Annotated in this window: 5 protein-coding genes; 2 read left to right on the top strand and 3 right to left on the bottom strand. The window is 46.6% G+C overall.

Translation table 11 applies throughout. From position 1 onward, the window contains the following. Nucleotides 1-19 precede the first annotated feature (19 nt). From ABDW33_RS22770 to ABDW33_RS22760, 3 genes are read right to left on the bottom strand one after another with little or no spacing between them, the layout of a single operon-like run. The gene (locus tag ABDW33_RS22770) at nucleotides 20-4006 is read right to left on the bottom strand and encodes a DEAD/DEAH box helicase (protein ID WP_343692405.1); all 3987 of its coding nucleotides are present in this window, start codon (nucleotides 4004-4006) and stop codon (nucleotides 20-22) included. A 21-nt stretch (nucleotides 4007-4027) separates the two neighbouring features. Next, nucleotides 4028-9244, bottom strand: a complete 5217-nt coding sequence (locus ABDW33_RS22765; RefSeq protein ID WP_343692404.1) for a CHAT domain-containing protein — start codon at nucleotides 9242-9244, stop codon at nucleotides 4028-4030. A 54-nt stretch (nucleotides 9245-9298) separates the two neighbouring features. Then, nucleotides 9299-9715, bottom strand: coding sequence for a response regulator (locus ABDW33_RS22760; protein ID WP_343692403.1), 417 nt, complete (start codon nucleotides 9713-9715; stop codon nucleotides 9299-9301). 166 nt (nucleotides 9716-9881) lie between these two features. Here ABDW33_RS22760 and ABDW33_RS22755 point away from each other — a divergent pair, with 166 nt between their 5' ends. Together ABDW33_RS22755 and ABDW33_RS22750 are read left to right on the top strand one after the other, a co-directional pair. Then, complete coding sequence (locus ABDW33_RS22755) at nucleotides 9882-15974, top strand: HAMP domain-containing protein (protein WP_343692402.1); 6093 nt, start codon at nucleotides 9882-9884, stop codon at nucleotides 15972-15974. A gap of 61 nt (nucleotides 15975-16035) precedes the next feature. Next, complete coding sequence (locus ABDW33_RS22750; RefSeq protein WP_343692401.1) at nucleotides 16036-17286, top strand: response regulator; 1251 nt, start codon at nucleotides 16036-16038, stop codon at nucleotides 17284-17286. Nucleotides 17287-17335 lie beyond the last annotated feature (49 nt).

Genomic DNA, 17335 nt, shown 5'->3' with positions numbered 1-17335 from the left:
GAATACAATATAGCTCAAATTATTTCATGATGAGAGCAATCAGTTCTTCTGTGGAAAGCTTACCGGTAATATCGCTGCCTGCCAGCAGTTGATCGGCCAGATCCCGCTTATTCCGGTGCAGGGAAATAATTTTTTCTTCAATCGTATCCTGCATCACGAGCCGGTAAATGGTCACGGGTTTTGTCTGTCCCATTCTGTAAGCACGATCAGAGGCTTGCTCTTCTATTGCCGGATTCCACCATGGATCCAGGTGTATGACGTAATCTGCTGCGGTGAGGTTTAAGCCCAGGCCACCAGCCTTAAGGCTGATCAGAAAGAGATCTGCAGTGCCTCCCTGAAATTGTTTGACACGTTCCTCTCTGTCTGGAATAGATGTTGCTCCATCGAGATAAAGGTAGGAAATGCCTTTGTCATCCAGCGCACGTTTTACCAGGTCCAGGTGTCTTACAAACTGGCTAAATACCAGTGCCCTGTGTTTATTGGAGATCAGCTCCTCTACAATCTCCAGGAATGTGGAAAGTTTGGAAGAAGGAATATTCACTTCTGTATGCAGCATCTGTGGATGACAGGCTGCCATCCGCAGTTTGCCTATTTCTGTGAGGGTATTCAGGTGCTGTTTGCTATCGCTCACCCGGTATTTGCGGATATTTTCTATTGCTTTGAGGCGGATCGCTTCATAAAATGCCCTTTCATCGTGCGACAAAGGAATGAGTTTGACAATCTCCGTTTTCTCCGGTAGTTCATCCAGCACCGCTCCTTTTGTTCTGCGCAACATGTAGGGCGCTATCAGCTTTTTCAGGTGCACCTTGACAGTGCTATCAGGATTATATACCACTGGTGTAGTGTACTGCCTGGTAAAATGTTTGAGTGTCCCCAATAACCCCGGGTTGATGAAATGGAAGAGACTCCAGATCTCGTTCAGGTTATTCTGAACAGGCGTACCTGTAAGGATTAGCCTGAAGTGCGACTGAAGTGCCATAGCCGCTTTTGCAGTCCTGGTCTGATGGTTTTTGATGGCATGTGCCTCGTCAAGGATCACACTATCCCATTCAATAGTTGTAAGTAACGCTCTCTCAGACAGCAGCAGACCATACGTCGTGACCACGACAGCATAGCCGCCTACTGATGCCAGCAGTTCTTTCCGATCTCCACCAGCATGCAGCATCACTACCCTTAACGAAGGTGCAAAACGATTGATCTCATTGATCCAGTTGGGTAATACAGAAGCCGGGCAAACCACCAATGCAGGTCCTTCCGCTGCTCTGTGGAGCAATAGGGTAATCGCCTGAATAGTTTTTCCCAGGCCCATATCATCCGCCAGACAAGCTCCTGCGCCAAGATTTGCTAACCGCACCATCCAGCGGAAACCTTCCTCCTGGTACGGACGCAGTGTGGCCTGCAATGCCAGGGGGATAGCCGGTGTTACTGAAATGATCTCTTTCCAGCGCTGTTTTTGAGCTTTGAAAGCATTGTCTGTTTCCACACTACCTGCTTCTTCCAGCATTTCATCAAGCATGTGTGCGGCCATGTGCTGTATCTTCACAGACTCATGATCGGCTATGGAAAAGCTGTTCATTTCCTGCAATTGCCGGTACAGCTTTTTGGTGAGTGCCAGGTAGCTGCCATTCTTTAATGGAATGAAACGGCTTCTGTGTTGCACCGTATTATCCAATAGCTCTTTCAGTGAAAGTACCATGTCTTCATCTACTTTCAGTTCACCCTGACATTCCAGCCACTTCCGGTTCGATTTCACTGTCAGTGCCATTCTACGTGTTGTGACCACTTTCCGGATACGTAATTTTTCGCCCTCCGGCCATTCTGAAACAGCAATATCAGGATGTTCGTGAATCACTTCCAGTAGTTGCAGGCAATCCAATGGATCGGAAAAGATGATGTGGTCATCGTCTATTTCCTGTGACACGGCCTGTTGAATAAGTTCCAGTAAGCGGGTGTAGTTGGCTTTCTCTTTATCCAGATCCCTGGTAGCCTGGCAGCGTTCTCCGTTCATGATGCCTATGATGTGGGCAGCACCTTCACCAGGTTTGCAATAAGGAGGATCTGCACCGAATGGTTTTACATAGAAAGCAGCTTTCAGTGCATCGGCAGTCGGTTGTAATTGTATGGTGATGCGGGCATCGCCATTGCGCTGCTGAATATTGAGAGCGGTGCCTTCCAGATTGGCATGCACGGTAATGTGTGCGCCCATTTGTTGCAGGGCGTTCAGCAATTGCTCTTTTCCGTCAGCTGGTACTATCGGGATCTGTTGTACTGTTTGTAACAGGGAACGTTGTTTGGGCGTTAACCTGATCACTTTTAGCCTGGTTTCAGATTCCCTGATAAAGATGATCTCTTTTGACAGATCTGTAGTTGGAAGATTGCTGTCGAAAGTAAATCCCTTGCCGGTTTTATTGACAAGCAATTCCGGCTCTCCTTTGACAATGTCCAAAGAAATATCCTGGTCATAGGCCATGAAGAGATAAGGATGCCCGGCCATTTCCGGCCATACCCTGTCTTCAAATACATAATCGTCGGCGCCGTAACTATAAAAGCTTTGCTTGATGAGACACTCCCCTATTCGCACATCCTGCGGTGTCATACCGGGAGTCACACCTTCCCTGAATCGCTTCATATCTACAGGACGGCCTCTGCTCCATCCTCCGGTATTGCTGAACGATTGGAGAATGACCTGGATCTCTTTGTTGGTGGGTTCTACAAGGTAAGCAATCCGTGTGGTCTGCTGTGGCTTTTCTGACACTGGCGCTTCCGGCACCGAAAGAAGTTGTAAAAGCCGCTCCCATTCCGCCGTCCTTTTTAGCTGAGAAAGCAGCGGTTTCCTGCCGATCACGGAAGCTGCTTCCTGATAAGCGCCTTCCTTTTTGCGAAACCCTTCATCCTTGAAGAGGTAAAGATATTCGTAGGTAAGAAAGCGGTAATTATTTTGAATGCCCTTATACAGTAATTGTGTGCTGAGATCCTTGTATGTCTTCAGCAATTTACTGGTGGGCAAATAGATCTGCAGGCAAATGATTGCCAGATAACTGATCAGGTCCCCGTGATTGCCCTGTAGTAAGATCAGCAGCGTATTTTCTGCCTTTTCCTTTCTCCCCTGATGAAAATGAAGCAGACTGATAGCTGGTGTGATCTCTGCTTTCAGTTTTTTTTCGTAGAAAGCGACCACTTTTGTGATCATTGGATACGACCTGGAATCAGGTAACAAGGTCAGATTAAAAGCGTATATAAACGATAATACCGGCGATAACGGTACCATATGTTTACGGTCTGTTTTCGGTTGCTGTTTAATGCCTTGCTCAAACAGGAGAAATGCGGCATCCGGCTGCTGGTCATAGAGCGCATGAACGGCTTGTGCAAAAGGATCATCCGTCGGCTGGTTCATTCCGGATAATACCGACCAGTTAGTAACAGGTGCTTCAGTTGCCAGCATAGACACCGCCGACATACTTTGAAGTTGCAGGTGAATAGCCGCCTGATAGAGCCTGGAGATGCTTTCTGCGTCGAACAACTGCAATAACGGCTTGTATTCGGGGAAATATAAAATATAACAGAGATGCGGCAGGTATTCATTGAGTTCACCACTTATCCGCATAACAGGTGCTCTCAGCAAAGACTTCTCTCCCGTAAAAAAAGCGATGAGTAACTGCTGTAGCTCCTGGATACGCGCGCTGGTGCTATAAAAAGAATACGGTTTTACCTGCTGAATTAATTGCAGATATTGTGGCTGCCTTACTTTTTCTGGGAATAAAAAAAAGCTCATAGCAGGATCGAGTGAATAATTGCCGGTCACATGCCTGACCACAACACCCGCTGCTATGAGCTCTTGTAATATGTCAGTAATTACATCCTGTGTTATATCAAGGATCTTCAGCACCGCATCTGTGAGCATGTATTTATCTACCGGGTAGATGTAGACCGCCAGTATGTCTATTACCAGTTGTGTTTCCTCGTTCCGGGAGTGATATAAATCCAGATAATGCGCGCTGTCAACCATTGGTACAAATGTAGCGAAAGGCTACCATTCCTTCAATACACTTTCCAGCATATTGCTCAGGCAGGTCATTGACGGATCTTTGAACCAACTCAACGCGGTGACTACAAACCGCAGGTGTTCTTTTTCTGTTGCTTTCTTACCAATCGACCCCCCACGCAGACTATGCATACTGGCAGCAACCTGCTGTAACAACGGATCGTTGGCCTGTGCAGGTGGATGTAGCATGAGTAAGGTGACTCTATAGTTCAATAACATCACACTGTCCCAGAAGTCCATAGTGACGGCCGATTCTCTGAAGGTCTGTACCTGTTCGTGCAACATCTTCTCCAGTGCATCAAAGTCTACCTCGTATCCATCTGCTACAGAAGGTTTGTTACCCGCCAGTTTGAGGAGTATTTCGAGTCTTATCCAGCTATTGAGCATATTACCGTTCGGTTTTTTCAGGTATCCTAACCGGTATTTGCCAGCTGCAATCCGCATGTCCGGAATATGATCATCACTGATGAAGGCCTGCGTTTTATAAGCCAGTCCCAGCAGATTGAATCTGACTGCTGTTTCAGTCAGGGCATTCAGTTTTTCGAGGTAAGTGAGCACCTCCTGCATATTCTTCTGTAGCTCCTGCCTTTTCTGATCTCCCGGATACAGGAAGTAATCTGCCATACATTTCTGGCAACGAACCTGGATGTAAGTCTCCACTGCACAGACAGAATATTCTGCTTTTTCCAGCGCGAACAATTCTTCAAATTTTGCAGCAGCTTTATCATACACAGCCAGTTCGGTATAGATCATCGCTTCTTTTTCAGTGATAGAAGCGGTGCGGATGTCAGCAACATCAATAGCCAGGGAAATATGTGATAGTTCATCCAGGTACGATTCCAATGGCGTATTACCTGTTTGCAACCTGTTGAACAGATTGAACAGATCATCTTCTGCCTCCTGTGCTATGACATAACTGGTCGTATTCTTTTCCTGCTGATGTTCATGTTCTACCAGTTTGAAGAATGGATCACCATAGCATTGATAAGCGCCCCAGGTATTGGATCGTGGATATTTTTCGAAAATGAATTTACGCGCTCTCCTGATAGATTCACCAAAATTGTATCCGGCAAACATGAGTTGATAGAAGGTCGTAGTAAAGTCCATGGCGGCATCGTCATTCACCGGCCAGCCAGCGGCTACAACAACTTTAGCACCGTTTTCAATCAGCTGCACGCCAATATTGGCAGCCAGTTTATAACGGTTCTGAGAAAACTCTTCTGCTGCTGCATCGACTGCACCCAGTGAACAGCAGTTTACAAATACAAGTTCTGGTATATTGCTCATCTGGGCAATCTCCCGGGTAGAGAGGAATACACCTTTCCCAATCACGATGCCACAGTTCTCCGGGTTTGCTTCGTCGAAGATACCATGTCCTGCAATGTGTATGATTCTATAGCCAGATGCGAACAACGCTTTGATGATCTCAAACGAAGAAGATTTGATCATAGACGCTGGGGCAAAGCCATTTGCCTGCAGGATATTTGTGACCTCAATACCTTCTTTTTCAGCAGCCGGCAATGGATGTAGAAAACCGTTTGTGACAGGATCTCCTATTACCAGTGCATTTTTCTTAGTGACTGCATTGATGGTCAGCCGGTAATTCTGTGTCGCCAGTTGCCGGATCATACCTGCACTCACTGATAGTGGATAGTTGTCTTCCGTACCATCGTGCAGCAGTTCCCACGGATAGCCTGCAGTATCTTTATCCAGAATCCAGTTGATGTTACATTGCTTTTTCAGTTGCTCTTTGAAGTCATTGGGTATCAGTAACTCAAAAACTGTCTTTGCAGTTGCAGCGGTCCATTGATCACTGTTAGAGATCTCGGCAACTATAGATGAAATGATATTGATACTGCTGTAAAGTTTTCTTTGTTCTTCTCTTGCTGCACCTGTAGAAGAGCTAAACTGCAGGCATTTAATAGTCGGTTTGTCGTCATCTTTCTTTACCAGCTGCACATTGATCCGGTTCCACCATTCGTCCGTTTCTTTGAGCACAGAACGTCTTTCCAGCCCAAACAGCGTTTTTATTTTCCTGTTGGATATGCGGATGTTAAAAGATTTAGAGTTTTCATTTTCCAATGTATTAAGTGCATAATAAGCGGCCAGTGCACGATGCTCATATTTCTCAATGAACTCAACATGTGCCACAGGCCGGATCTTATTATCCTGCAGCTTCCGGATCTTGGCATTGGCATGTTGAATACCTTGCAGAATTGCCCTCACCGAGTTTTCTATGGTCAAACCGCCATAACCGCAACCGATAATGAGCGGAGATAAACCAATTTCCCCGGAGGAACCTGCCTGGCTATCCATGCGTAACAGATAATTGGCCACGCCCTGTTCTACAGTTCTTGCCAACTGGTACGCTGTCAGTTCGCCTGCAGCACCCAGGCCTACTACTACAGCACCGGTTGTATCAGGGGAATGTGGCAGCAGGATCTCGCTGGTACCAATGAGGCCCGGATATAAGCCTAATTTATGTCTTCTGGATAGCCTGTTCTCCATATGGTGATCCACTGCTTTCTCAGCGTAGAGAATGCCATCTCCGTTGAAGTGTCCGATCAAGATCGGGAATGCGGCATAGCTCAGATCTCCCTGGCTTATGGAGACATTAAGTGGTACTTCACTTTGTTCGAAAGTAGTGGTGCTATCCAATCCCAGGATCGTGTTTTCCACACCTACGGCTGTCATGTCGAAATCTGCCCCCGGCATAGTCGGGAACACTTTTTCATCGCCTCTCACAGCTGGCCGCACCTTGCTTAGCAACCTGGTGGAACCATTAGCCAGAATATCAGCAATGCCATTGAAGATGGAGCGTTCATTGGCCAGTGCCCCATGGGTAACATTCACATAATATACAGCATCTTTTGCTGTTAGTTGAGAGGGAATACCTGTCGCCCAGGTTACACTCTGATCACCTTCGCCGGTGCTCAGGAAGTAAAGTTCCCCATCCCGGATCTCATAACCACAGGTAGTTTGCTTGTCTTTACCTGCTATATATACGGCATTGCTAAAATCAATATTGCAGCTTTCCTGATTGATGAAGTCACGGTATTTTTTAAAAGCATCCAGCAATGCCTGTGAAGGTAGTGGCCAGTCTGGACTTCCAAAAGCCGTGCGCATTTTCTGCCACACACCCAGGTCTGCCATGTCATTGTCTTTGTCCGTAGTGACCGGCAATAAGCTTAAAATACCCGGCATTTGAGAGAAAACTTGTAGTAATTCCTTTTTAGTATGGAAAATGTCGATCATAGCCAGCTTACTGATGATCGCATCCTGTCCGAACAATACATAAGGAATACGGAAAGAACCACCTAGTGGTGATCCTAAGAAGAGTAGCCTGAAACCTTTGCTGGCGTTGAGCTTTTGCCAGGTGTCAGGGTGCATGAGTATAAAGTCTCTCACCAATACCCCACCCATAGAGTGACCAATGATCTTAATGGGCTGGTTGTATTCGAGGAGTTTAATAATCTTGTCGTTGAATAATGCAGCAGAATCATTGAGTTGTTGCCGCCAGTCAAAAGGGAAAGTAACTACATCGTATGTATCTTCCAGGTACTCTGCCAGCTTGCGATAAGAGGTGGCTACAATAGATGGCGCCGTTACAGCTGGCGTATCCATTTTCAACTGTGTGAGTTTTCCTTTTATAAAGCGGAGGTAGTTGATCCACTGTACATCATTGTCAATAGCCAGGTTGGAGCCCATGATGCCAGGGAGTAACACGGCAATAGGGCGTTTGCCGGTCACTGTATCCATAAATAATGGACCACCTTCCAGGCCTCTTGAAGCAGCAGCTTCCGTCGCACTCATATACTGGAATCCAGGTGCCAGCCCGTCTCCGGTATATGCCAGCGCCTGCTGGATCATTTGCTGGGTAGACTCGTTCTGGAAATAATGGAAGTGATTTACATTGGCGCCCTGGTCAAAGAAATATTGGATAGCAGGTCGTTTAGTACCCTGGTACATAGATCCGGTATTGACGATCAGATCATTGTCCCTCAGGTAAAACAGTTTGCTCATAATGACCACAAATGCTTTCAGGCTCAGTGACAGCTGGCAGTTGCCCGATATCACCATAAGCGGAGCACTCACCGTACCTGTGAACGAAGCATTGTTCAATACTTTTATGAACGGAGAAGCAGGATCCATTGCTTCCAATCCTGGTAATACATGATTGTCATTCTTGGTAGCGAGAATAGCGGCGATCAGTTCTTTTAATACATCGATGGAAGCTGGCAGCAGGTTGCCCAATACATTAAAGAAACGATCCATCCTGTTAGAAGCCAGCGTCGTACCTGCGGCAGGGCAGGCTACTCTTATAAATTTGCGGACCGTAATCTTCTTGGTCTTCATGGCATCCCGGATCGCCAGGATGTTTTTCACATCTTCATCACGATCCAGTTTGGTCAGTAATGCAATTTCATCTGCCGAAAATCCGTTGGTACCCTCGTCTGTAATACAGAAGCGGGATATGATCTCGCCCAGCAATCCACCTCTGGAATGAGTAATGAGATGGAGGGAAATCATATCCGGCAATTGCTGTACAAGCTCCAGCACATTCTGTAACGGACTTACTGTTAACGTACGGTGTTGGAGTGCAAGTATATTATTGCCATACGTCTGGCAGATGTACGACCATAATTTGCTTCCTTTTAGTTCCCCAAAGCTGCCGGTGGTAGAGGAGCCTGTGCCATGCAGGAATAGAAGATAAGGTTTATCCTTATCCATGGCATTCAGTGGCAGGAAATTGAAACCCGTATCCAGCTTGTATAAGCCCGGTTTATTCCCCAGTGCTTTATCTTCAAAGGCAATGGCAATTTCTGCTACTTTTTTGTCCAGGCTATTCTTTACAAAATGCCGTACTACAGAGAGCGCAATGGTGCTGAGAATGCCTCTGTCTCTGTCGGAAGTGATGATTACGGGCGGAAGTTCAAATACCTGATTGTCAGACCTGGTATTGGCGGTGGGGAATACATCGTCCATCGTATTCCTGTCTACCATCCAGGTGGAGCCATCAGAAAATTCAAGTTCCAGCAGGTCATCATTGCCCAGCGTGACCTGGTGTTTTTCTGTGTTAATGCCTCTGGTAGTGGAATCTACGCGATAGGTTGCCTGGAGCCAAAGTCCCGCAGCGTCGGTGGGTGGCTCTATTGGAGGGAGCTGTTTCTCGCCTCCGATAGCAATGAGTGTTGGTTGCATACCGAATGTGGTGTGTATTTTTTGGGGTAAATAATTTGGAGTTACAATACGATCTTATGATTCTTTCACAAAGGACAACATATATTTAGCAATAGTTAAAAAAGAAGCCAGGTCACTGGGTTTCGTGATATAATCAACTACACCCAGCTCAATACTACGAGCTTTAAAAACCGGAGAGCTGGATGTACTCCAGATGATCTTAGGAATGCCGAGATAGCGCGACTGGTCATTGAGTTCCTCTACAATCTCTACTCCTGTCAGTTCCGGAATGTTATAGTCCAGGATCATTAAAGCAGGAAGTGCTTTGTCTTCAATACTTTCCAGGTATTTAACGAATTTTCTGCCGTTAGGGATACATACCAGTTGCCAGGTAGGATCTATTTCACTGAATGCATTTTCTAGTAATTCCTGATCATCAATATCATCTTCAGCTAGCAGGATAAGCCGGTTCGAATGGCCTGAAAATTGCATCTTTTCGTAATGTTTAATGTTTATGTAACGCTAAATTACCATTTCAAAGCATACAATGTATGATTACCTAGAACAAACCTTGTTTTCTTTTTAAATCATTGACTGGTCACGCATTAAAGATAGATTTTTCAGAATATATAAGCATAAAGTCGCTAATACTTGCAGCATGAACACCCGGAAGAATAATTCTGACGCCACACCCTTGCCTTCTACTGATGTGGAAAACACTCCACAGTCTTCCCCGAAAATGTACAATCATGCGGCCGATAGTGTCGTAGATGAACTGGATATGCGCCAGTTATTGCAGGTCCTTTCCGAAGTGAAGAATGGTAATTTCACTGTACGGATGCCGGCAGATAATATTGGGTTAAGCGGAAAGATCTGTGACACTGTCAACGATATTATTGCCCTCAACGAAACATTGGTGGAAGAGCTCATGCTGGCCCGGAATACTATCGGGAAAATGGGGAAGCTGAATCACAGGGTACAAATGCCCCGCACAGCCAGAGGCTCGTGGAATATGGCAGAAGTCTCCATCAACAACCTGATCTCTGATCTGGTGCATCCTACCATCGAAATCGCCCATGTAATCAGCTCTGTGGCAAAAGGTAATCTCTCACAGGAAATGCCCTTACAAATTGAGGATCATGTGCTGCAGGGGGAATTTGCCCGTATTGCCACAGAGGTAAATGGCATGGTAAAACAATTGAACCTCTTTACCCTCGAGGTAACGCGCGTTGCCCGTGAAGTAGGCTCTGAAGGTAAACTGGGTGGTCAGGCCAAGGTGAAAGATGTAGCCGGGGTGTGGAAAGATCTTACAGACTCTGTAAACCAGATGGCAGGTAACCTGACAGACCAGGTGCGTAACATCGCTGAAGTAACCACTGCCGTGGCGAAAGGCGACCTCTCTAAAAAAATCACTGTAGACGTTCAGGGGGAAATCCTTGAACTAAAAGATACCATCAACACCATGGTGGACCAGCTGAACTCCTTCTCCTCCGAGGTGACCCGTGTGGCACGTGAGGTAGGTACAGATGGTAAACTGGGTGGTCAGGCCGAAGTAAAAGGAGTAGCCGGTACCTGGAAAGACCTTACCGACTCTGTAAACCAGATGGCTTCTAACCTTACCGGCCAGGTGAGAAACATCGCCGAAGTAACTACCGCCGTTGCGAGAGGAGACCTCTCCCGCAAAATCACAGTAGATGTAAAAGGCGAAATCCTTGAACTGAAAAATACCATCAATACGATGGTGGACCAGCTGAACTCCTTCTCTGCCGAGGTAACGCGCGTGGCGCGTGAAGTAGGTTCCGAAGGAAAGCTGGGAGGTCTGGCAACTGTAAAAGGGGTAGATGGTGTGTGGAAAGACCTCACGGAATCTGTGAACCAGATGGGTTCTAACCTGACAGCACAGGTACGTAATATCGCCGAAGTAACCACTGCCGTGGCAAAAGGTGACCTTTCCCGTAAAATCACCGTAGACGTAAAAGGAGAGATCCTTGAACTGAAAAACACTATCAACACGATGGTGGACCAGCTGAACTCCTTCGCCTCCGAAGTAACCCGTGTGGCACTGGAAGTAGGTACTGAAGGTAAACTCGGTGGCCAGGCAAAAGTACAGGGTGTGGGTGGTACCTGGAAAGATCTCACCGACTCTGTAAACCAGATGGCTTCTAACCTGACAGGGCAGGTACGTAACATCGCCGAAGTAACCACGGCTGTGGCTAATGGAGACCTTTCGAAAAAGATCACCGTGGATGTGGCAGGAGAAATCCTTGAACTGAAAAAGACCATCAATACAATGGTGGATCAGCTGAACTCCTTCGCCTCCGAGGTAACCCGTGTGGCACTGGAAGTAGGTACTGAAGGTAAACTCGGTGGCCAGGCAAAAGTACAGGGCGTGGGTGGTACCTGGAAAGACCTCACAGAATCGGTGAACCAAATGGGATCTAACCTGACAGCACAGGTACGTAACATCGCCGAAGTAACCACTGCCGTGGCAAAAGGTGACCTCTCCCGCAAGATTACCGTGGACGTAAAAGGAGAGATCCTGGAGCTGAAAAATACTATCAACACGATGGTGGATCAGCTGAACGCATTTGGTAGCGAAGTATTCAGGGTTGCCCGTGAAGTAGGTTCCGAAGGTAAACTGGGTGGTCAGGCAGATGTACCAGGCGTAGAAGGTTTGTGGAAAGACTTAACTGACTCTGTAAATATCATGGCCTCCAACCTGACCTCTCAGGTACGTAACATCGCAGAAGTAACAACTGCAGTAGCGAATGGAGACCTTTCCCGTAAAATTGAAGTAGATGTAAAAGGAGAGATCCTTGAACTGAAAAATACCATCAATACGATGGTGGAACAGCTCCGTGCCTTTGCCTCTGAGGTAACCCGTGTGGCCCGCGAGGTAGGTACGGAAGGTAAACTGGGTGGTCAGGCAAACGTACCTGGTGTAGGCGGTACCTGGAAGGATTTGACCGACTCCGTAAACCAGATGGCCGGTAACCTGACTGCTCAGGTACGTAATATCGCTGATGTGGCCATCGCCGTGGCAAACGGAGATATGAGCCGCAAGATCACGGTGGATGTACGCGGAGAAATTCTTCAGCTGAAAGAAACCCTCAACACAATGGTGGATCAGCTCCGCGCCTTTGCTTCTGAGGTAACCCGTGTGGCCCGCGAAGTGGGTACTGATGGTAAACTGGGTGGTCAGGCATTCGTACCGGGTGTAGCCGGTACCTGGAAAGATCTGACAGACTCCGTAAACCAGATGACCGGTAACCTGACCTCGCAGGTGCGTAACATCGCCGAAGTAACGAAAGCCGTTGCTTCAGGTGACCTTACCAAAAAAGTAACGATCGACGTAAAAGGAGAAATCCTTGATCTGAAAAATACCATCAACACGATGGTGGACCAGCTGAACTCCTTCTCTGTAGAGGTAACCCGTGTGGCACGTGAAGTAGGTACCGAAGGTAAGCTCGGCGGTCAGGCCGAAGTACAGGGCGTGGGGGGTACCTGGAAAGACCTTACCGACTCTGTAAACATGATGGCCTCTAACCTGACAAACCAGGTACGTGGTATCGCGAAAGTAGTAACCGCCGTAGCAACCGGTAACCTGAAGCAGAAACTCTCTATCGTATCGCGCGGCGAGGTGGCTCAGCTGACTGATACCATCAATGAAATGATCGATACCCTCGCTCTCTTTGCTGACCAGGTAACTACCGTGGCCCGCGAAGTAGGGGTAGAAGGGCGACTGGGTGGGCAGGCAAGTGTACCAGGCGCATCTGGTATCTGGAAGAACCTGACTGAAAACGTAAACCAGCTGGCAGAAAACCTGACCACACAGGTACGTGCTATCAGCGCGGTGGCCTCCGCGGTAACGAAAGGTGACCTGACCCAGATGATCCGGGTGGAAGCAAAAGGTGAGGTGGAAGAATTGAAAGATACCATCAACCAGATGATCGCCAACCTGAAACAAACGACCCTGCGTAACCAGGAACAGGACTGGCTGAAATCTAACCTGGCGCAATTCACGCAGATGCTGCAAGGTCAGAAAGACCTCAATACGGTAACCCGCCGCATTCTCTCAGAACTTGCCCGCGTGGTACGCGCACAAAAAGGTATGTTCTACATACTTGAACAGGAAGAGAACCTGGAGAACCCTAAACTGAAATTGTTCGCTTCCTATGCCTACGGCGAAGAAGAAAGCATCAGCCGCGAATTCTCACTGGGACAGGGCTTGGTTGGACAGGTAGCACTTGACAAAGAACGTATCCTGCTCACCAATGTGCCTTCTAATTATATTAAGATCAGCTCCGGTTTAGGAGAGGCAGCACCGATGAACCTGATCGTACTACCCGTGCTCTTTGAAAAAGAGATCAAGGCGGTCATTGAACTGGCCAGCTTCGATGCCTTCGGGGAAACACACCTTGACTTCCTGAGCCAGCTCACGGAATCAATTGGTATCGTATTGAACACCATCGAAGCCAACTCCCGTACAGAAGACCTGCTGGCACAGTCACAATCCCTGGCAGATGAGCTGAGACGAACCAATGAAGAGCTGCAGGATAAAGCCCACCTGCTGGTGAAACAAAAGGACGAAGTGGAAGACAAAAACAAAGAGGTGGAAGAAGCCCGTCGTTCTCTGGAAGAAAAAGCAGAACAGCTGCAGCTGACTTCTAAATACAAATCAGAATTCCTGGCCAATATGTCGCATGAGCTGCGTACCCCGCTGAACTCATTGCTCATCCTGGCACAGCAGTTATACGAAAACCATGACGGTAACCTGAATGAAAAACAGGTTCGCTATGCGAAGACCATCCATAGTTGTGGAGATGACCTGATTCAATTGATCAACGATATCCTCGATCTGTCTAAGATTGAATCTGGTTATATCTCTACAGACTTTATAAAGGTTCGCTTCAACGAAGTGATCGGATTCGTGGAAACTACCTTCAAACATATCTCTGAAAGCAAAAACCTGCGTTTCAGAATTGAAATGGACGATCAGTTGCCACAAACACTGGAAACTGACGTACAACGCCTGAACCAGATCCTGAAGAACCTCCTTTCCAATGCATTTAAGTTTACTGAAAAAGGTGAGGTAAGGCTCCGTATTTACGAAGCACGTCATAACTGGAAACAACAGAATGACAGCCTGGATAGTGCCTCCAAAGTAGTGGCGTTTGAAATCAGGGATACAGGTATCGGTATTTCCAAAGATAAGCAGAACATCATCTTTGAAGCCTTCCAGCAGGCAGAAGGTTCCACCAGCCGTAAGTATGGCGGTACCGGTCTGGGACTGAGCATCAGCCGTGGTCTGGCAGACCTGTTAGGCGGTTCTATTGAATTGATGAGTGAAGCCGGTCAGGGTAGCACCTTCACCCTCTTCCTGCCGTTGGATTATAACCCATCGGTGATCCGGAAAGAGAAACAAAGCAGTCTGACTGTAGGCGAATACACCATGCCACAGCCATATGAACCGCCGATGATACCAAGCCGTACGGTAAGTGAAACCAAAGACCTGGAAGGATTGAACGAGATCATCAACGAAATTGGTGACGACAGAACTCATATCATGGATACGGACAGGGTGGTATTGATTGTGGAAGACGATGTGCGCTTTGCGAAAATCATGCAGGAAAAAGCCCATGAAATGCGACTGAAAGTAGTCGTGGCGACCAGCTTCGGAGAAGTATTTGATCTTACAAATAAGTTCAATCCGATCGCCGTAACACTGGATGTGAAGCTGCCGGATGCCAGCGGATGGAGGGTACTGGACCTTTTCAAGAACGATATCAATCTCCGGCATATCCCTATTCACCTCATCTCAGGTGAGGAAAACAGGTTACTGGCTATGCACCGGGGAGCACGTAGCTTCAGTCTGAAACCATTGAAGTCAGAGGCCTTGCATGTCCTCTTCAGTAATATCATCGATCAGCATGAGCGCAAGACCAAGAAGGTACTGGTCGTAGAAGATAATGAGCCGGATGCATCCCAGATAGCTCGCATTCTTGATAATGGAGACCTCATAGAAATGGAGTTCGTAGACAACGGTAAATCGGCTCTTGACGCGATTAATCAAAATACCTATGATTGTATCATAGCAGATTACATGTTGCCGGATATAGATGGTGCCGATTTTGTGGCAGGATTGAATACCGTGAACCGGTACAATGCAACACCGGTAATTGTTTATTCTGCACGTGATTTTAGCAATACTGAAAAATCCAAACTGAAGCAGTATGCCAATAAAATATTGCTGAAGGGGGTTAACTCGCTGGATCTGTTGCTGGAAGAAACGATCATGCAATTGCACCTGAACCATCAGTCCTTACTGCCTGAAAAGAAAAAGCTGATAGAAGATCTCCGTTCTCAGAAAGATGTGCTGATCCATAAAAATGTACTGGTGGTGGATGATGATGTGCGTAACCTGTTTGCACTGACTACAGCTTTTGAGCGTTTTCATATTAATACCATTACGGCAGAGAGTGGAAAAGAAGCAATGAGCATTCTGAGTGAAAATAATCAGATCGATATTGTACTGATGGATATTATGATGCCGGAGATGGATGGATATGAAACAATGCAGAAGATACGTAGGGAACATAAGAACAGTGCATTGCCGATTATAGCGGTGACTGCAAAGGCAATGAAGGGAGATAGAGAGAAGTGCCTGGAAGCCGGCGCATCTGATTATATCACGAAACCATTGAAAATAGATCAGCTGTTATCTTTGATGAGAGTATGGTTATACCGTTAATATAAAACCTTCTATATCGCTAAAATTATTAATGTATATTCAACCTGAAAAAATTGAATAGGTGCAGCACCACGATGTCATAAAAATATTAGTAGTTGACGACCGGGCGGATAATCTTTTGTCAATAGAATCCATACTGGAAAGGGAAAGCTACACTATCGTCAAGGCAAATTCGGGGCGGGCTGCATTGAAGATCCTGCTCAGGGAATTCGATTTCTCCCTTATCCTGATGGACGTACAAATGCCTGATATGAATGGCTTTGAAACAGCCGCATTCATCTATCAGCGCGAGAAGCTAAAGGATATTCCGATCATATTCATCACCGCACATAGCCACGAAGAAGAAGTGATCTTTAAAGGCTATAAGGCAGGTGCTGTCGACTTTATCTATAAGCCAATTAACCCGGAGCTGTTGCGTATCAAGGTAGGACTGTTCGTTGAATTGTACAGGAAGACACAATCACTCATCGCACAGGAACAAAAACTACTGAATACAAACGCTTCCCTTCAGAAGGAAATAGAAGAAAGAGAAGCCTCAGAGCGAAGAGTATTAGAGCTTAACAAGCAACTGATGCAAAACAATATTCACCTGAAAGCGGTGAATGCTGAGCTGGACAGGTTCGCCTATATCGCATCACACGATTTGCAGGAACCACTCCGCAAGATCAGGGTGTTTAGTGATATGATCATTCAAAAGAAAAGCAGTAACGAAGAAGTGAACAGGTATGTAATGAAAATTACGAATGCCACTATTCGCATGCAGCAACTTGTGAGCGACTTACTCCGTTTCTCCCGTCATTCTATACAGGGAGGAGACTTTGTTGACTCCGACCTGAATGAAATTGTTAAAGACGCACTGAATGAACTGGAGATAAAAATCCAGCAGAACAATGCGGTGATTAAGATTGATCCGTTACCCTCTATACAAGTGATCCCTACGCTGATGCGCCAGTTGTTTTATAATCTGATCAGCAATGCACTCAAATTCAGGAAAAAGGATGTGGCGCCTTCTGTACATATTTATGCACAAAAGGAAGCGCCGGAAGATGAGAACAGGCAGTTGTATAAGATCTTTATTACTGATAATGGGATTGGATTTGAGAGTCAGTATGCAGAGGATATCTTCATTGTATTCAAACGGCTGCATAGCTACCATGAGATAGAGGGCACGGGAATCGGGCTGTCGATCTGTAAGAAGATCATGGAACAACACAATGGATTTATTACGGCTTCCGGCCAATTGGAGCAAGGGGCTACATTTATAATCGGAATACCCGTTAAACATAAAGAGCCGCTGACACCGGTGCTATAATTGATGACTCAGCGCCAGCGACCCTTTCTACATCCAACATCTTTTACCA

It is taken from the genome of Chitinophaga sp. (assembly GCF_039596155.1).
Classification (GTDB): Bacteria; Bacteroidota; Bacteroidia; order Chitinophagales; family Chitinophagaceae; genus Chitinophaga.
This window is presented reverse-complemented; position numbering and strand designations above follow the sequence as displayed.

Excerpts from the sequence above, each read along its gene's own strand:
- ABDW33_RS22770 (WP_343692405.1), bottom strand. The coding sequence starts at position 4,006 with ATGGTTGACAGCGCGCATTATCTGGATTTATATCACTCCCGGAACGAG.
- ABDW33_RS22760 (WP_343692403.1), bottom strand. The coding sequence starts at position 9,715 with ATGCAATTTTCAGGCCATTCGAACCGGCTTATCCTGCTAGCTGAAGAT.
- ABDW33_RS22765 (WP_343692404.1), bottom strand. The coding sequence starts at position 9,244 with ATGCAACCAACACTCATTGCTATCGGAGGCGAGAAACAGCTCCCTCCA.
- ABDW33_RS22755 (WP_343692402.1), top strand. The coding sequence starts at position 9,882 with ATGAACACCCGGAAGAATAATTCTGACGCCACACCCTTGCCTTCTACT.